Source organism: Pseudoalteromonas sp. 78C3 (genome assembly GCF_002836695.1).
Taxonomy (GTDB): domain Bacteria; phylum Pseudomonadota; class Gammaproteobacteria; order Enterobacterales; family Alteromonadaceae; genus Pseudoalteromonas; species Pseudoalteromonas arctica.
Genome location: NZ_PJAV01000122.1, coordinates 1 through 17852, shown reverse-complemented (window position 1 = coordinate 17852; position 17852 = coordinate 1). Strand labels below are relative to the sequence as shown.

Annotated in this window: 18 protein-coding genes; 1 reads left to right on the top strand and 17 read right to left on the bottom strand. The window is 38.7% G+C overall.

What is annotated here, in order from left to right; translation table 11 throughout:
• The 16 genes from CXF76_RS05355 to CXF76_RS05280 are packed head-to-tail and all read right to left on the bottom strand — an operon-like array spanning window position 1 to window position 16379.
• On the bottom strand, window positions 1–3741 hold the full coding sequence (locus tag CXF76_RS05355; RefSeq protein ID WP_101163210.1) for an H-type lectin domain-containing protein: 3741 nt from the start codon (window positions 3739–3741) through the stop codon (window positions 1–3).
• Window positions 3738–4229, bottom strand: coding sequence for a hypothetical protein (locus CXF76_RS05350; protein WP_024589859.1), 492 nt, complete (start codon window positions 4227–4229; stop codon window positions 3738–3740). The genes CXF76_RS05355 and CXF76_RS05350 overlap by 4 nt, the downstream gene beginning before the upstream one ends.
• Window positions 4219–5058 (bottom strand): PulJ/GspJ family protein, encoded by an 840-nt coding sequence (locus CXF76_RS05345; RefSeq protein ID WP_101163209.1) that lies wholly within the window; start codon window positions 5056–5058, stop codon window positions 4219–4221. The genes CXF76_RS05350 and CXF76_RS05345 overlap by 11 nt, the downstream gene beginning before the upstream one ends.
• Window positions 5058–5609 (bottom strand): prepilin-type N-terminal cleavage/methylation domain-containing protein, encoded by a 552-nt coding sequence (locus CXF76_RS05340; protein WP_101163208.1) that lies wholly within the window; start codon window positions 5607–5609, stop codon window positions 5058–5060. Before CXF76_RS05340 ends, CXF76_RS05345 begins: the two co-directional genes overlap by 1 nt.
• On the bottom strand, window positions 5596–6087 hold the full coding sequence (locus CXF76_RS05335) for a type II secretion system protein (RefSeq protein ID WP_101163207.1): 492 nt from the start codon (window positions 6085–6087) through the stop codon (window positions 5596–5598). The genes CXF76_RS05340 and CXF76_RS05335 overlap by 14 nt, the downstream gene beginning before the upstream one ends.
• Before the next feature lie 8 nt (window positions 6088–6095).
• Window positions 6096–6638 carry a prepilin-type N-terminal cleavage/methylation domain-containing protein gene (locus CXF76_RS05330; protein ID WP_101163206.1) on the bottom strand — a complete coding sequence of 181 codons (543 nt, stop codon included), beginning with the start codon at window positions 6636–6638 and terminating at the stop codon, window positions 6096–6098.
• Window positions 6639–6660: 22 nt separating this feature from the next.
• Window positions 6661–7245 carry a pilus assembly FimT family protein gene (locus CXF76_RS05325; protein ID WP_101163205.1) on the bottom strand — a complete coding sequence of 195 codons (585 nt, stop codon included), beginning with the start codon at window positions 7243–7245 and terminating at the stop codon, window positions 6661–6663.
• Window position 7246: 1 nt separating this feature from the next.
• A complete protein-coding gene (locus CXF76_RS05320; protein ID WP_024589865.1) occupies window positions 7247–8467 on the bottom strand; it encodes a type II secretion system F family protein in 1221 nt (406 codons plus the stop codon).
• Window positions 8454–10181, bottom strand: coding sequence for a GspE/PulE family protein (locus tag CXF76_RS05315; protein ID WP_024589866.1), 1728 nt, complete (start codon window positions 10179–10181; stop codon window positions 8454–8456). Before CXF76_RS05315 ends, CXF76_RS05320 begins: the two co-directional genes overlap by 14 nt.
• Window positions 10178–11320 (bottom strand): tetratricopeptide repeat protein, encoded by a 1143-nt coding sequence (locus CXF76_RS05310; RefSeq protein ID WP_101163204.1) that lies wholly within the window; start codon window positions 11318–11320, stop codon window positions 10178–10180. The genes CXF76_RS05315 and CXF76_RS05310 overlap by 4 nt, the downstream gene beginning before the upstream one ends.
• Window positions 11317–12219, bottom strand: a complete 903-nt coding sequence (locus tag CXF76_RS05305) for an ExeA family protein (protein ID WP_007586321.1) — start codon at window positions 12217–12219, stop codon at window positions 11317–11319. Before CXF76_RS05305 ends, CXF76_RS05310 begins: the two co-directional genes overlap by 4 nt.
• A 2-nt stretch (window positions 12220–12221) precedes the next feature.
• Window positions 12222–13880 (bottom strand): pilus (MSHA type) biogenesis protein MshL, encoded by a 1659-nt coding sequence (mshL, locus tag CXF76_RS05300; RefSeq protein WP_101163224.1) that lies wholly within the window; start codon window positions 13878–13880, stop codon window positions 12222–12224.
• Window positions 13864–14190 carry a hypothetical protein gene (locus CXF76_RS05295; RefSeq protein WP_024607419.1) on the bottom strand — a complete coding sequence of 109 codons (327 nt, stop codon included), beginning with the start codon at window positions 14188–14190 and terminating at the stop codon, window positions 13864–13866. Before CXF76_RS05295 ends, mshL begins: the two co-directional genes overlap by 17 nt.
• Window positions 14168–14863 carry a hypothetical protein gene (locus CXF76_RS05290; RefSeq protein WP_024607420.1) on the bottom strand — a complete coding sequence of 232 codons (696 nt, stop codon included), beginning with the start codon at window positions 14861–14863 and terminating at the stop codon, window positions 14168–14170. The genes CXF76_RS05295 and CXF76_RS05290 overlap by 23 nt, the downstream gene beginning before the upstream one ends.
• The gene (locus tag CXF76_RS05285; protein WP_232785100.1) at window positions 14860–15459 is read right to left on the bottom strand and encodes a PilN domain-containing protein; all 600 of its coding nucleotides are present in this window, start codon (window positions 15457–15459) and stop codon (window positions 14860–14862) included. Before CXF76_RS05285 ends, CXF76_RS05290 begins: the two co-directional genes overlap by 4 nt.
• Window positions 15456–16379 (bottom strand): MSHA biogenesis protein MshI, encoded by a 924-nt coding sequence (locus CXF76_RS05280; RefSeq protein WP_101163202.1) that lies wholly within the window; start codon window positions 16377–16379, stop codon window positions 15456–15458. The genes CXF76_RS05285 and CXF76_RS05280 overlap by 4 nt, the downstream gene beginning before the upstream one ends.
• 76 nt (window positions 16380–16455) lie before the next feature.
• Between CXF76_RS05280 and CXF76_RS05275 the strand changes: the two genes are divergently transcribed.
• Window positions 16456–17364: a 1-aminocyclopropane-1-carboxylate deaminase/D-cysteine desulfhydrase gene (locus CXF76_RS05275; RefSeq protein WP_101163223.1), complete on the top strand. Its 909-nt coding sequence runs from the start codon at window positions 16456–16458 to the stop codon at window positions 17362–17364.
• On the opposite strand, the gene CXF76_RS05270 is transcribed toward CXF76_RS05275, so the two are convergent.
• A partial coding sequence (locus tag CXF76_RS05270) for an EAL domain-containing protein (RefSeq protein ID WP_157823340.1) occupies window positions 17361–17852 on the bottom strand: 492 nt, incomplete at its 5' end. The two genes, CXF76_RS05275 and CXF76_RS05270, sit on opposite strands and share 4 nt — an antisense overlap.

Here is a 17852-nt window from a genome sequence, read left to right as displayed (position 1 = left end):
CTATTCGCGTGTTTCACGCCAGTAAATAACCCGATCATTTCCTCTAAAGCGTCCAAATTGTAAAATAGTACGAGGATCAAGCTGTGTTCCATCGCCCTGCCAATCCCACTTTAACCAATCATAAGTATTATATTCTAAGGTAAATTCACCCAAACCATTTGGCTGTGCATAAATACCGTTATCTGCCGGATACACTCCCGCTTCTAGCTGGCCAGATACACCAGTCCCATATTTATAGGTTAATTGTGGGCTGCTAGGTGATATTTGAGTGATTTGGGTATGATCAAATACACTACAATTATCTTCAGTGTTATTTACAAATCCACTGCCGTTGTAATACTGAGCCTGCATAGGAATAAGTAAAGGGTCGAGATCGGAGCCTGCGTTATTACCAAGGACTAAACGTCCAAACCTAAACTCTATCGGTAATGCATTTAGTCGTACGCTATTACAACCACCCGAGCATGCTGTTTGTGTATTAGGTTTATCATTTGCATCAATGAGTGTTGCTCCTTCTATGTTAGAAAGCGTTGCCATTAAGCTCACCATAGCGAACGGTCCGTCTGCTTGCCCTACACCTAATCTTTTAAGTGTCGTGTTGAGTTGGCTCATTTGCCATTGACCATCGCTTGTATCTCCCCAGTTGTTATTTCCTAGGTTTATTAAGCGGCTAGTAAAATTAGTTGCAGGTACATAGTTACCTACTTCATTATTTTCGGCATTAATGGCTACACTGGACTTATCAAAGCCCGCTTTATAATTAGCCATTAACTCACCATTTTGATTTTGTGCTTGTACTGTAAAGCCAAGTTCAAAAGGTTGATCAAGGTAAGTTAAATTACTGCCGTATTGCGTGCATTGCGCGGCAGCTTGAACCCCCACTACCTGAAACTGCGAAGGTGCAAAACGACCAACGTTATATAGCTCACCTTTTACATCTCCCGCACCAAAATAATCGGCATCTTGAAGGCCTGCTGTTAAATCAATGATGCCAACTTGGTCGTAATTATATTGCGATATAGATTCACTCAAACTACCTGTGTCATTAAAGGCAACAGTACTCATAGCTTCAAGCGTACCTTGAATGCCTGGCGTAGGCGCTTTAAGTAATGCCTCTACAAGTGGTTGCTCTGTAATAAAATGCTTGGCAATGGTGTTATTTGTAATATTGCTGTAGTTGTCTGGGAAACCATCGTTGTTAGTGTCTTGCCCTGTTTGCCACTGCACCGCATTCATTTTTAAATCAAATGCTTCGCCCGTTAGTCTAAATAAACTTCCATCAGCGTCTGCTGCATAACCATCACTTGCTACCTCCATGGCTAATCCAAATGGTTTTACGACATATTCATTTGAACTACCCGTTAAATTTACTGATAAATTAGTTAGTGGGTCTAAAATTAAATTGGTATTTACATTTAAACTCAACTTTCCTGCATCGGGGTAATTTATAACAATCGGGGCTTTAGACTCACTATCAAAGTTAAGTATGAATGATTTAGAGGCTTGCTCGACCGCAAAGGTATTATTGTTGTTACTAAGTGAAACCGTATCAGAGCAACTTGCACCAGCACTGCATGTATACGATAAATCTAAGCTTACATCGCCACCAGCGGGAAATGCAGCTTCGCATACGCCCGTAGTGGTATTTGTTTTTACCGCTTGAATAGATAGCACTTTTGCATTAAATCCAGTATTTGAAGGCTTTGCTGATAACTGAGTAGGAATTGTAGTATTTCCATCTGTATCATTATTAAAAATAAATCCAGCATCAGAAAACGTAACTTTACAGCCACTCAAACCAACATTATTACCACCGATATAACAACGAAGAGGTGCAGAAGGATCAGCAGTGTTATATCCAAATGTAACACTGCCTGTGGTGCGTTTAGCAAATTCGACAACCGCTGATCCTGTAAAATTAATATTCTCCCCCGTAACCCAACTTTGCTGACCACTATTATCTGGAGAAAGGTTTAAACTAGAGGGTTCCGCAAATAATAAGTCGCAGGCATCATTAGCGCAGGCTGTTAGTGTCATTTCTTTAGCTTCACACGTCAGACCTTTGTTATCGCTTATTGTTAAACGATAATGATCCAGTGTTTCTGGTGTATAAATACCACAAAAACCAGGGATACTTTCGGGTACTGGTAGAGCGTCAAACGTTGAGCTCCCTTCGGTAATAATTTGAGTAGCCGATGTAATTGATCCCTGATACGTTACATTTTGAGCGATTCTTACCTCACCAGTTGCAACAATATAGCCCGCAATATTTGCATCGGCTGCAATAGCAACCGCACCATCCACATAAATAGCCAAGTACGCGCCAGTTTCTACTACTATATTTGTTTTACCTATATTCAAAAATGAAGTTGATAGAAGTGAGGTTGTGTCTTTTAAAAAAATACGTGTAGGCGCTGTTACTCTGTACTCTGTTTCCAGCATACTTAACTGCAACTCATCGTAATAATAGTCGCCAGCTAAAGAAGTAGGTACGGGCCCTGTTGAGCTACCATCATTTGTAACCGTTGGCACCTGCGCCGCTTGATTCGGTTCTAAAGAGTTATAACCACCAGCAACACACGCCTGACCATTACACAAAGGAGGGCTCGTCAGCGCTGTAGAAATTAAACTTGTGGTGGTGACAAACTGCGCATTACCATCGGTTATTTCTACTCCCTGCACCAGCTGCACTTCACCATTGTTATAAGTAGAAATAGCGCCCGGGAATAACGTATCACAATCTAAAGTATCACCATTAAATACAAAGGTACTAGTCATGGCGAGTATTGATGCTTCCTCGTTTACGTGACGGCGCTCGTTATCGCCATCACGATCTTCGTCAACTACAAGTCCTAACCTGTCAGTTCGCAGGTTACAGCTGCGTAGCCACCCGCCATCATCTTCTTGGCGTGAGTTTTTACTTGCTACAACTAACGGAGCCACACTAAAATTATTAGTAAAACTAAAGTAATTACAGCCATTGCTCCAACCGTCAACTTCAAAGCCTGTGAAAAAAGTTTCCCACGATACCTCAACGCCATTATCGTCAGAAAATGTGCGGTTACTTCCGGGTTCCACAGCCATATAGGCAACAGTTTCGGTTTTTATAAGCCCAAGTGCTGTTTCAGATGCTTCTAAAGCAATATTAACGCCGCTGGCAGATAGAGAATTACTTTCTACTGCAACTGTTAAAAATGGTATTAATGCTTGCGTTGGTGGATTGCTGTCTATGCTATTGAGTGTTTGTAACGAATGAAAAAAGTTTGGCCTTTGAGTAAACGGTTCAGCAAATGTTAAAGGCTTATAGCCTTTAGGTGTTAGTGGAGCAAAACCAGACTTAGAGCCATACTGTAATTCGAGTAATAGATCAGTATTACCTACTTCCATAATTGTGCCGTCTGGAAATTGATGCACACCATACTCAATAGCTAAATAGTGCGCTCCCATACTAATATGCCCGCCATCCTCTCCTGAAGGTTCAAGCGGTAAGGCCTCAAAGCTAGTTGTGGTTATATTACGTATTCTTATTATTGCAGGGTTTCCGCCTTGGTTTGTTGAGAGCATAAAAACAGCAGGAGGCGTTATATATTGCTGTTGAAAATTAACTTTTGTCCAAACAGGCGATGTATATGTATCTTGCAGCTCTATATAACGGCCTTCGATTTTTGGAGGCACTGCATTTGCGTAATTACAAAGTAACACGCAGCTAAAAAATATAGTGACCAATGCATTTTTCATCATGGTAAAGTTTTAGCCTCCAGACTGAGCGTTCTTTGTGTTTGCCAATAATCTTTTCTGCAGCTACTCCCTGCAGGGCAATCAATTGCGGCGCACGTTGCACTGCTTTGTAAGTAATATATATTCACAAGCCCGTTGGTTGTACTGCTATCAGGTAAGTCTATATATTCATCGCAACTCACCACTACTTTACAGTTAGCTAAATATGCAGTTTGGAAGGTTAAATCAGTAGTAACTGATGTACAGCTTTGAACTGAGCTATTTATTGGAAATAGTTGCGTTAAACCACTTTCTAGGCCGCTTTGTGCTGCCATAAAAGCGCGAGCCCCATAATACTCAATTGTATTTTGTTGAGATGCACCAGAAAGCACTTTAACTAATGCTAATCCTAGTGCTAATAAAGCAACAATAATTACCAAAGAAACAATTATTAAGTTCCCTTTTTGTTTACTGGGTAAGGCTTTTCCGTGAGGATTTTTTTTAAGGTACATTAGGAATATGTACCTCATGGTTAAAGTTCATTACTTCAGTATCGTTAAATTGCATTTGCGCATTCACATTAAGCACAGCGTTTCTTTGTAGGGAGAGCGCATCAAGAGTAAAAAATAAATCGCTCGCTAAATTGTTAGCAATGTAAATACCTAATAAATCACGTTTAACACCACTGCTTATTTGTAAGCTCACAGCATCTGATTGATTAATAGTAAAACCGTAATTGGTATATCTATATAAATACTGCCCTTCAACGCAAAAACTTACAGGTTCTGAAAGTAAATAAAGGCGTTTACTCGGCGACTCTTGGGTAAATGCTTTGCTAAATTGCCACTCATCAATTTCGCTCGCTGAACTATTAAATGCTGATACTTGCAAACGCTTATTATTATTCTCATCGTATATATCAGCACTGCTTAATGGGTATATCGTTGCCCAATTTCCAGCTTGCGGCTGCGTTAAGTTATTAAGTTCAAAATCAACAGCGCTAACATTAAAAGGCGCTACGGTAGGTAGGTAATTTGTATAGTGAGTCGCTGATAAAAACGGCGTATATTCTAGGCACTGCTGAGCACTACACGCTCCGCTAGTACTGTTATCGCAAGAGAGCCTTAAAGAGTTTGGCGTAGCGTGGCGAAGCTCTTTACTAAGTCGCGTTATTAAAAAGCGGGCCTGAGCTACTGCTTCTTGGCGCTCAACCCCTTGTGAGTAAATACTGACCCCAGCACCAATAAATGAAAATGCACTTACGGCTAAAATACCAATAATAACCATGACAAGTAATAGTTCTATAAGGGTAAATGCATTTTGGTATTTAGCTCTTTGCATTAGTAATTCCCTTTATATGCACTAAATCCGTAAACTTCGCCTAAGGGTGATGTTACTTCAATAGTAATACGCTTAAAGGTTGTGCCATCGTTGATGGTCAATTCGTTAAAGTCGCTATCGTACTCAACAGTAACAACTAAGTTAAAGTCACTGTATTGGCTTAACACCTCACCTAAGCTATTTGTAATAGGTTGGTTAGAAAGTGCAATGTAGTCATCTACATCGTTATAACTGGTTCGGGTCTCTAGGCCAGCCCCTAAGTTATCGACGCCTAAATCACCCTCTGCGGTACAAGGCTCTGCACCTAAGGTTGTTTCGCCGCAACGTCTAAAAGGTGCGCTTCTATCGCTGTGCTCATCAAACGATTTACTTTGAATTTCGTTCATTAGTGATTGACCAAATTCAGAGGCTCTTAAAGCAATAATTGGCTCTGCACTTCTTTTTGCTTGCGGGGCAATGAGCGCGGTAATAATGCTTAATGCAATAGCAAACATCACTATGCCAATAATAAGCTCAATTAAAGTAAAACCTTGTACTTTAAGGGCACGCATAGATAAGCCCTTCACCACTTATGCATACGCCAGCTAATCCAACATCTATTCGACACTGCGAAGTGCAGGTTTGATTTGATTTACCTAAAGGATCAAAACTAATTTGGGTAAATATATTCGCGTTACTATCTAAAGCGCTAAATGTTATATCACTTCTTTGCGTGTTTATTTGTACCACTAAATGATCGGTGTTGTTGGTATCAGCGCCACCGATACATGTATCAGGTCTGGGGGGAGCAATAAGTGTGGAGGTTATATAAAGAGTATGGCAACTTGTTGTCGCTGTATTTTGCATTGCACGTAACTGCACTGTTCTCAGTGCATTTAAAGTACGGTCTCGATATGAGTATGCATCTTCTGTTGAGCTGCCCAGAAATTTGGGAACTGCCGTTACCGACAGTATTCCCAATATCACTAGAGTAATAATTAACTCAATGAGTGTGAAGCCACGCAATCGTTGCTTACTACTGCTTATCATTTATGTAATTAACAGCCCGTAGTAACTAGTGTTATTACTGGAGGAGTTACAACTACAGGGCCTGTCGTCGCAGTAGCTTGTGTGTATTCAATGCGACAATCATCAACAGTAGTTGCATCCACAGTGTAACTATTTGGAAAAATAGTTACTGTTGTATCGTTTACAAATAAATTGAAATCAGCTGAATCAATTGCATTTGGTGTTCCATCTGCAAAGTTGACATCTAAAAATGCTTCAAAGGCTTCTTCTGTTGCTGCTGGGTAACCATAAACAGTAGGTACTGGTACACCAGTATCTACTGTAACTGTAGCCGTTGCCTTTTTGTGATCACTAGCAATAATAGATTTGCCATTTACAATATTCATACCACTGCGAATCGACCCTTGTAAGCCTTCAAGTGTTGAAGCATTCGCATCACCTTGCAAGTTTAAAAAACGAGGGGCTGCGGTAACGGCTAAAATGCCTAAAATAACAATTACGATGATCAATTCAACAAGTGTAAAACCTGCTTGTTTATTTATTGGTAAACTTTTTAACGATTGCGTTTTCATAGATAAGCCTCTTTTTAATTACTTAGTTTTTAAATATTTTTACTTTGCCTGTTTTAGCAAAGTATGAAAAACCTGTTAAACCTGATATTTCACCCGTATTGGTAGGTATACTTTTAATATCAATGGTATGAGTTAAATAATAGACGCATTGCGTACTTTCTGCATGGTACCTAACTAAAAAACTTACACTTTTTATTATCGATATTTCACTACTTAAGGTACTGCTTGGTGCATCTTGTAAAATTATATTTAATACTTGGCGGCATTTATAAGCATTTATAGACTCTGCGCGAGTATCTTTTTTTTCTGTTCCATCACCCGTTGGTGTACCTAACGATCCATCAACAGCAACTATCACTCCTCCATAATTAACGAATGTTATATTTGACTTACTATTTGGTCTCCCTTCTAACTCCCATTGACCTCTAACCATGCCAACAGCCGATGAAAAACTACCCGCAATAGCATCTACGCTTGCATTATGCGCTTGATTTTTAATACCTATATATTGAGGTATAGCAAAACTCAAAATTACTGCCAGTAAAATAACAACAATAACTAACTCAAATAATGAGAAACCTTTTGAGTAAGCTATGGTTGTGTTCACCTTAATTCCCTTTAATTGCCGACATCATGTTCCACATAGGCATAAAAATACCCAATGCTAAAATCAGCACCATAATGGCAACAAACACAGTTAAAATAGGTTCTATTTTTGCAGTTAAGCTTCGTAAGTCATAATCAACTTCACGCTCATAATAATCAGCTGCTTCTTGAAGTAACTCATCAACCCGACCGGTTTCTTCACCTACGGCGACCATCTGTAATACAAGCTGAGAAAACAGCTCAGAACTTTTTGAGGCTCTAAGTAAGCTATCGCCTTTTTCTATATCTTGGCGCATAGTAATAATCGCTTTTTCCATATAGCTATTATCTACGGCATGCGCTGTTAGCGATAACCCCGTGGTCATAGGTACGCCAGAGCGCAATACCATAGCTAGACTTTGGCTGTAGCGCGCAAGCAATGTGCGTTTTAAAATATCTCCAATAAATGGAATTTTTAATTTATATTGATCCCACTTGAAGCGCCCAGCATCTGTATTTAAATAACGCCTCCACGCAAATACCGCCCCAATACCCATTACCAACAATAACCACCAGTAATTAACAAAAAAGCTGCTAGTACCAATTAATATTTGAGTCATTAACGGCAATTCGGCATCGAATTTGGCAAACATGCTAGCAAAGGTAGGAATTACAAAAATATTTAAAATAACCATAGCTGCTACAAGAGCCAAAATAACAAAAGTAGGGTAGCGCATAGCTGCTTTTATTCGTTTGCGAGTTTCCTGTTCTTTTTCAAAGTAAATAGCGAGTTGATAAAATGCATCTTCTAATCGGCCAGAACCTTCACCAACCATTACCATTGACACGGTTAAGCGGCTAAATACCTCGTTATGAATTGCCATTGCACTGGATAAGTCCCGGCCTTGCTCAAGTTGCCTGGTAACTTCCATCAATACATTTTTAAATTCTTTATTTTGTGTTGTATCTGCCAATCCAATCATTGCTCGTATAATTGGAATACCCGCTTTTAGTAGCGAATACATTTGTCTAGAAAACATAATCATGTCGTCTAGCGTTATTTTTTCGACAAATAAATTATCAAAAATTTTAATATTATTTTTTGTTTCAACTAAAGAAATTGATATTGGTATAAATTGACGCTTCATTAAACTATCAGCTACGCCAGCTTGGTTACTCGCTTCTAATTGGCCTTTTACCAAAACACCTTTGCTGTCTTTCGCTTTATAGCTATATAGTTGCATCAATATCCCCTACTATTTCTGGGATATATTCAGCCACTTTAAATACTTCATCTAAAGAGGTAATACCTTTCTTAGCGTAATTTAATGCCATTGCTGAGAGCGGCGAAAAGTTAGCACTATTTTTAGCAGCCTTTGCAAAGCCTTGTGTGTCGTTAACTCGTAAGGCATCCATCATTGCATCATCCATTTCGAGCAACTCAAAAATACCTACACGTCCTTTATAACCAGTGTGATTACATGCTGTGCAACCTTGCCCTTTAGAAAATTGAGCATCTGTAATCTCTTCGCCTAAATATTTTAACCAACTTATTTCTTGGCGATCTGGCAAGTACGGTACTCTACAGTCATTACATACTCGCCTTACTAATCGCTGAGCAATAATCGCTCGCAGTGAACTTGCCACTAAGTAAGCCGGTGCACCCATGTCGATTAAGCGCATAGCGCTGGTAATTGCATCATTGGTATGTAACGTTGATAGTACTAGGTGGCCTGTTAAAGCGGCCCTTAATCCAATATCTACGGTTTCTTGGTCACGCATTTCGCCAACCATTATAATGTCAGGATCTTGCCTTAGAGCGGTCCGTAAAATACTGGCAAAACTTAGCCCTATTTTATTATTTATTTGTACCTGGTTAATACGTCCAATACGATACTCAACAGGATCCTCTACTGTAATAATTTTACTTTCTTGTTGGTTTAACTCACTTAATGCACCATAAAGTGTGGTTGTTTTACCCGAGCCTGTTGGCCCAGTAACTAAAACCATGCCATGTGGACGTTTTATAATGCTGCGCACACGTTTTAATATGTGTGCCGGCATGCCTGTTTCATCTAACGATAATAATCCTGCAGATTGATCAAGCAAGCGCATTACAACTGATTCACCATGCTGAACCGGCATGGTAGATAGGCGCACATCAATACTATGGCTGCGCACTTTTATATTAAACCGGCCATCTTGAGGGAGGCGTTTTTCAGATATATCTAATCCCGACATAAGCTTTAAACGTAGCACTAGTGCCGATGCTATTTTTACTTGGTTAAGAGTGTGCTCTTGTAATATTCCATCTACACGTTGACGAATGCGAAGCAAACCTTCATCTGGCTCAATGTGAATATCAGATGCGCGAACTTGCACAGCATCCTCAAATATTGATTGCAGTAACTTTACAACGGTTGCATCGGATGTCTCATCACCTAAAGAGTTTAAATCAAACTCTTCTACGTCTTGATATTCTTCATGGAGTTGTGCTGCAAAGTTGGTAATTTCATCTGTACGACGATATACGTTGTCAAATGCAGCCATGATTTGGCTTTCTTGTACAACAGCTAAATCTATTCGTTTAGGAGCAAGCATAGTCGCAAGTTGATCAAGGCCCCTTAAATCAGCAGGATCGCTCATCCCAACCAAAACAGAGTCACCATTATCTTCGATTACTAGTGCTCTGTAACGACGCGCATATACCTCAGATAAAAGCTTAGATACATCGTGTGATATTTTTCGCTGTGATATATCTAAAAAAGGTACCTGTAATTGCTGCGCTAAAAAGCGTAATAATTGTGGCTCACTAATAAACTCAAGTGTAATAAGTGTCGAACCTAATTTACGGCCCGTTGCAGCTTGAACGTTTAATGCTTCACTTAGTTGCGCTTCGGTGATCATGTGTTCGTGGACAAGTAAATCGCCTAAGCGCATTTTTAAACTAGGTCTCATACGGCCTCCTTTAGTGCAACTAAACGCTGTAATGCATGCTGGGTCATAGCGGTATTTAACCCACCTAAATCTAGAGCCACCTTATAAAGCTGTTTAGCATCGAGGTACTCTCCCAGTGCATCTTTTGAGGTTGCAAGTGCAAGCCACCACTTGGCTTGACTAGGCTGGAGCTGTGTAAGATGTTTAAAGCTTTCAAGTGCTTTATGGTGCTTACTCGCACTTTGCGCAGCAGTACCTTGCAGCACCCAAAAATCTAGATTCGCCTGGGATTCAAATTCATCACTTAAAAGCAGTAATACCCCTTCATACTGTTGTTGCATAATGAGTATTTTGCTTAGCATTACACGCCATTCAAGTACGTTAGGGTTTTGGCGAATACCTGATTGCAAAACCTGTTGCGCAGAATTTATATCTTGTTGTTTAAAGTAAGTTGCAGCCAGTAAGTTTCGGGCCTCAACATGTAAAGGCGATTGCGCTAAAATAATGTTTAAATCACTAATAGCTTCATTGTATAAGCCAAACTGTATTGCCTGTTTAGCTGCTGCTAATTGCTCGACTAATAAAGCCTGTGGTGACTTAGTTTCTGCTGCGCTTTTGATCATAGTATTTTGTGGCTTAGTTTTAGCCACTGAAGTAATTTTTGGCTTGCTGACAATAACTTTGCTAGCCACTAACATATTATCTTTAGCTAGTGCAGGGCTTTGTTTAACCTCGGCAATTACAACCGGCTCAGCCGTTGGTTGAGAAACCAGTGATGTTGCTTCACTCAACTTGGATTCAGCTAAATCATTCACTTCCGGTTTTATTTGCTCAACTTGCACAGCCTTCTTCACAACTTCTTGCTCAACTAAAGGCTCTACAGTGCTTTTTTCATCTTGAGAATCAGATAAATTAGAGCTCAAAACCGCGACCATTTTTTGCTGTGGTAGCACAGACTCACGTTGAGTTTCTTTTTTGTCGGCGGTCGGTAAATACAGGTATGCTAAAAAAATGACACTTAGCATAATAAGTAAAATTACGGCTTTAAATACAATGTTTTTTACATCATATATTGGCTTTACGCTTATACCTTCTTGAATATTCACTTGTTTAGCTTCACGTTGCTCAATATTTTTAAGCATATTATTTATAACGCTCATAACCACTGCCTCCAAACCCATATGGCAGCAATAGCTAAAACACTAAACATTAACGCGCTGTAGCTCCAATATTGACCGGTTCGATATTTTGCGCAGTCTTCGGTATCTTTTATGGCAAGCTGAATATGGCGATTTGTTATTGTATTTAACCCTTCCCCATAAGCTTGTAATAGTGCTTTGTGGCATAAAATATTAACTAATCTAGGAATTCCACGGCTTGCTCTGGCAATCTTAAGCCCCATACTATTATTAAATAAAGGAGGTCTATTAAATCCTGCAACTTGTAAGCGATGATTAATATAATAAACAACCTCAGCGCCAGTCATCGCCCGTAATTTATAAGAAAAACTGATACGTTGGCGCAGCTGCCTTACTTTATTGTTTGCCAGTTTTTCATCAAGTTCAGGTTGCCCAAATAACACAACTTGAATCAGCTTTTCGCTTTCTGTTTCTAAGTTTGTAAATAATCTCAGCGCCTCTAGTGTCTCCCAACTCAAGCATTGCGCCTCATCTATCAAAAGCACTACGCGCTCATTATCTTCTTGTAAGTCGAGTAAGTGATGATTTATAAGCTGCCCTAGTGCTTGTTGGTCCAATGCTTTATCTACATCCATACCCAGCTCAATTGCAATCGCCCATCTAAGCTCTTCAGGGCTTAAATAAGAGTTAGGCAAATAAGCCACAATGTAATCTGGCTCAAGTTGGTTTAATAGCTTTCTACAAAGCAATGTTTTACCAGTCCCAACTTCACCGGTGACTTTAATAAACCCTTCACCCATTTCAATGGCTGTTGTTAGCACTTGCATCGCTTCGTGGTGCGGTTCAAGTGCACAAAAAAATTGTGTGTTAGGGGTTAACGTGAAAGGCATTTCACTTAAATTAAAAAAGCTTAAATACATAGTTAGTTTTCATACCATGTTTTTAAAAGCTGACGGCTTTCACCTTGTTGTTTTTTCCAAGTATCGGGCATAACAACGGTTGGTTTGATTAAAATAATTAGTTCTTTTTTCTCTTGGCGTTTACGAATACTTTTGAATAAGTTGCCAAATATGGGGATATCACCCAGCACGGGTGTTTTTGATTCTTCATCCTGTGTTGACGTTTGCATCAAACCACCAATAACCACTATCTCGCCACTTTGAGCGCGAATAACGGTATCTGACTCTCGAATGTTGCTCTGCGCTAGAGGTAATTCAAAACGTTGATCGTCTAAAGTAATTACCTTTAGCTGCTCTTCTGTTTCAGTTACTGAAGGGTGAACATGCAAAATAACTGAGCCGTACTTGTCAATTTGCGGCGTTACATCAAGGGCAATACCAGAAAAGAACGGCGTTAAATCAATCTCAGGCGAGGTAGTTGTAGCAGTACCTGTTACCGTCGTACTTGATACATTAGTAACAAAGTATTCGTCTTGCCCTACTTTTATAACTGCTTTTTGGTTGTTTGTAGCCGTAACGCGAGGGTTGGATAACATTTGCACATCACCTTGGGTTTCTAGCAAATTAATAACCCCGTTAAAGTCACCTTTTTGAATTGTCAGCGATGACGCTCCGCCAATGGCAGCCGAAATGCTATTACTAATTGTAGAACCCGCTGTTGTAGCAAACGAAATACCGCCTTCTAAACCACTGGCTATGCGCTCCCAGTTGACCCCTTGTTGGTACTCATCTTTTAAGGTTACTTCTATTATTTTTGCTTCTAGAATAACTTGGCGTTGTAGGTTTTCTTGGCTTTGACGTAAAAACTCTTTTAGCTGACTAATTTCGCTTGGTAATGCATTTACGGTTACCAAACTAGCTTGTGGGCTTGCAACAACATATCGCCCATCGCTTGCGCCAATTAAAGACTTAAGGGCAACTTCTAATTCCTTCCAAAAATCGTTTTTATTAATTGTTTGGATTCGAGAACCATTTAAATCTAAGCTTTGATTATCGCCGCCAAACTCACTATTTTGCTGGTTACTACTACCTGAACTTGAACCACTCGAACCACTGCCACTTTGTGCAAATTGACTCACCCCACCAGCAACAACACTCACTGTAGACTGACCATGGCGTTGCATCATTAAATAATTTACAGGTATTGTTTCTGTGCGCATTTTGGCTGGTAGTACTTGTACAATTCGTCCTTCATTAACAATATCTAAAGGATACATACGCTTAATAACATTAATGACTTCATTAAACGTAACGCTTTTAAGATTTAAATTAATTGTGCCATTTACCTCAGGATGCACAGCAACACTAAAAGGGGTATCGTCTGTTAAGCCTGCAAAAAAAGCGCCTATTTCGACATCATTTGCTGCGACATCAAAACGCTTGATAGATAAATCATCACTTATAGTTTGCTCATTATTTATAGATGACAATAAGCTTTGTGTAAGTTCGCTTGGCATTTGTAAAGGCGCAATTACTTTAGGCTCTGTAGGTCTTTCAGATAATTCTTGCTCTATATGGTTTTTAACCTCTTTGCCTGGTTTAAAGCTATGGCACGCAGTTAAAAATGTAGGTAACAATAGAAGAACAAGCCACGGATGAGATAAATTATTTTTTAATTTCATAGTCATATAATTCTAATTTTATTTGTTTATCATCATTTGCTAACACAACCTGTTTTGAGTTAATGCTTAGCACCCGAAAATTATCTACAGCATCACCAACTCGATAAATATGGCCTGAAATAATGGCCTTAAATGCTGTACTGTTTTTAATAATAGATTGCAATTTAAGTTCTGTACTTTGCTTAATTGGACTATTGTTACTCACGAACATATTTGGCTGAGTCGGATCGCGAAGTTGCGCAAGCGCACTCGGTGCTAAAGCGAACAAAAGTAATAAAAAATATAAATTATAATGCGATAAATTTTTCATTAGCGCTCACTGTAGCAATTTGTAAAGTTAATTCAGCTTGAGGGTACTCTAGTACCTGATAACTAAACTCTTGTATTAATAACTTATCTTGATTATTTTTTAATGCGGCTAAATATTTTTGTAAGCTAAAGTAGCTACCTTGCAAAGTAACTACCATCTGATGCTCAAAAAATAATGTTTGCGTATCATGTTCACCTAGTTTTTCTACATCGATAGCCCGTGCTGGTTTTACATTAAAGCTACTCACTTTTACGTCGCTACTATCTACGAGCAAATCTTTTAAAACGGCAGGTACATTTTTAGCAGCTACAAAGCCTTGGCTAAAACTATTAAGTTGATTATTTATTTCGGCTAATTCATCTCTGGTTTGTGCAATTTGACCGCGTAAAACCTTAGTGTAGTCGTAGTTTAGTGCTTGGTTTAACATGGAGAGTTGCGCATTTATCTGCTGTAACTCTTGCAGCGTTGTATTGTGCTTTGAACGTATGTTGGCAACTTCATCTTGCTGTGGAAAAATAACGAACCAGAGACCGAGGTAAATCACTATAAACAAACCAACAAATAAGGTGGAATACTTCTCACGTTTTTGCAGCGATGCAAACTGAGCTTGGTATTTGACCCATAATGGCCAACCTTTATTTTTATTATTCTGGCGACTTGTTGTTTGGCTCATGGTTTATCGCCCTCATCACTAAGGTCTGTCGCTACATTAAATTCACTCACACCTGCTTGCGTAGATAACTCTAAAACTGAAAACTCTTTATCAATAAAAAATGGCGACTGTTTTAAATTATCAAACCAAATTGGTAAGAATTTTGATTGCGATGTTTGACCTTGAAGCGTCACACTCTGCCCTACAAACTTAATGTGGGTCAGCCAAATATTAGGTTCATGATACTTCGCTAAATCGTGCATTACCTGTGCGTAGTCGGTTGCAGACTGATCTGAACTTTGCTCTAAATAGCTAAATATTTGCTGCTTGTGCAAAACCTCTTGCTGAAGTGTTTTTAGCTCATTAATAAAGAGTGTTTTATTTTGCTTCTCTGCTAACTGCTGTTTTACAACTTCTAACTGAGCTTTTCCTTGTTTGAGGTATTGCCTATTTTGTTCTAAATCAAGCTCACTAGAATATGTTTTATAACTGTAAAAAGCCCACGTGATTACAATAATTAATAGCGCACCTAACCACAACGTAATCATTCCAGACAAAGGAACTGGGTCTCGCCGTACACGTAAGGTTTTTTGATAAAAGTTAATCCGGGTTTTCATAGCACAGACTCAGGATCTGTTAATTGATAGGCTGCCCCAAGCGCATAATAAAAATTTGGCTCTAATTGCTGCGCTAATTCTAAGTTAGGCTCAAAATCTACAACTTTTACTTGTAAAAACTCTGCAAGCCCGGCTCTAAGAGTTAATGAAGATAAATCATCGCACTGTAACTGAATACTGCGAATTGGTGGTTGCTTGAGCTGGCTTTCAAAAAAGTCCATAGAACGCTGAATTTCTAATCCTAACGCTTCTACCAATTCTTGATTTTGATCCTTATCTGAAATACCTAAAAAACCATTTAATCGCCTAGCTAATACTAATTGCCCATCACGAATAATTAAGATTCGAGGTTCATGATTAGCATGTTGCACAATCAGCATATGCGCCTCTTTGTATGAGCCAAACAAGGTAACTAAAACCATTTCTTCAGAGGTCATTGCACGCAAAACAGGTTTAGTTTGTTCAAAACTGTCTATAAACGGAAGTAGTTGCAGCTTATTCGTAATAAACACATTCATTTTGCTGCTTTGCATCGGTAATGTTATTGGATAATCGATAAAATCAGCCACAATATTTTCAGGCGCTATATCAACTAAATCTTTTGTAGTCCAAGGGAGTGACTGAATGATTTCTTCATCACTAAGGTTTGGTTTATCCATTTGCACTATTTGATAAAAGTAGTGCGGTATGACTAAATTAACTGCACAAATATCAGTAGAAACCTCATTTGTACAAGCAACAATTGCAGCGGTATAATCGGTTTGCTCAGACACATTTACACTGTGAGAACTGTGAACCATCCATTGGTCGCGTTGTTTTTTTAAACATACTGCGTTAACAGTATCTGCGTAAGTTGCAACACCAATAGCTGTATTTGGATCTAAACTACGATTTAACCATGAAAACAGCTTTTCTTTCATATAGCTACTATTGTTAATTGTGTATGAAATAAGTGTCGTACATTTTAACTACTTTGCCAAATTGAAAACCAAAAAAATGCATGAAACATTCAAAATAGATGAAAATAACTATATTCAACAAATACATAGCTCGTTTCTAAAAAAGAGAAACATTTATTTAGGTATAAAACGTGATGATTTGCTCCACCCGCTAATAAGTGGCAATAAATGGCGTAAATTAAAATATAATTTAGCGTACATGCAAAAGATAAATAAAACAGAAATTCTGACTTTTGGTGGTGCGTTTTCAAACCATATTCACGCCTGTGCAGCTGCGGGAAAAGAATTTAATATAAAAACTCGCGCGATTATTCGCGGACCTGAACTGGATAACAACAATCCAACAATCCAATTTGCAAAACATTGTGGTATGAACCTACATGTAGTTAATCGTATAGAGTATCGAAAACGCCACGACACCGATTACCTTAATGCTCTGCAAGAGCGCTTTCCAAATGCTTATATTATTCCTGAAGGTGGTACAAACGAGCACGCCTTATTAGGATGTAAAGAGTTAGTACAAAGCTTACCTGAGCATAACTACTTAGTGTGCCCTACCGGTAGTGGTGGCACGCTTGCTGGATTAATAGAAGGCAGTGCTTCAACAACACAAGTGATTGGTGTAGCAGTATTAAAACAAGCTAATTATTTAAATGAAGAAATAAAAAAGCTGAGCGCTAAAGCTAATAATCAAAACAACTGGCAGTTACTCACCGAGTTTCATGGTGGTGGCTATGGTAAGTTTTCTCCTGAGTTATGGCAGTTCTGCCAAGATATGAGCCGCACCTATAATCTGCCACTTGAACCTATTTATAGCGGAAAAATGATGTATGCATTGTGGCAACTTATCGAGCAAGATTATTTCCCACCTGGGAGTAAAATTATTGCGGTTCATACTGGCGGGCTTCAGGGGCTAAATGGACTTAAATATAGAGGATTAATTTAATTAAATACCGCTTGCGTAAACTCTTGAAGTGGCTCGGAAAAGTAAAACCCTTGAGCCCCCACTACTCCCAATTTGGCAAGCGTAAATAACTCTTTTTGAGTTTCTACACCAACGGCATATACAGGTAAATTTAAAAGGTTTGCGGCTTCAACTATCTTTTTTATTTGCCTTTGATTTTGAGTTTTTTCATTTAATAAATGAATTAGTTCGTATGATAATTTAAGCCCGCATACTTGGTTATAATTAGCTAATACAGCTATTTTCTCACTACTTTTTACATTATCAATCACAACTTGTGAACGGCTTTTTTTAATTATATTTAGTGCATTAGTTATCGATTCTCTATGAGTAAAAAACTCAACCTCACTTATTTCAAATTGTAATTTAGCACTTAATTTAAGCTCTGCTATTTGACTAGGTAACCATTCCCAAAATACATTATTAAACCAATTTTTAGGGTGTAGATTTACACTAACTGTTAAGGCCGA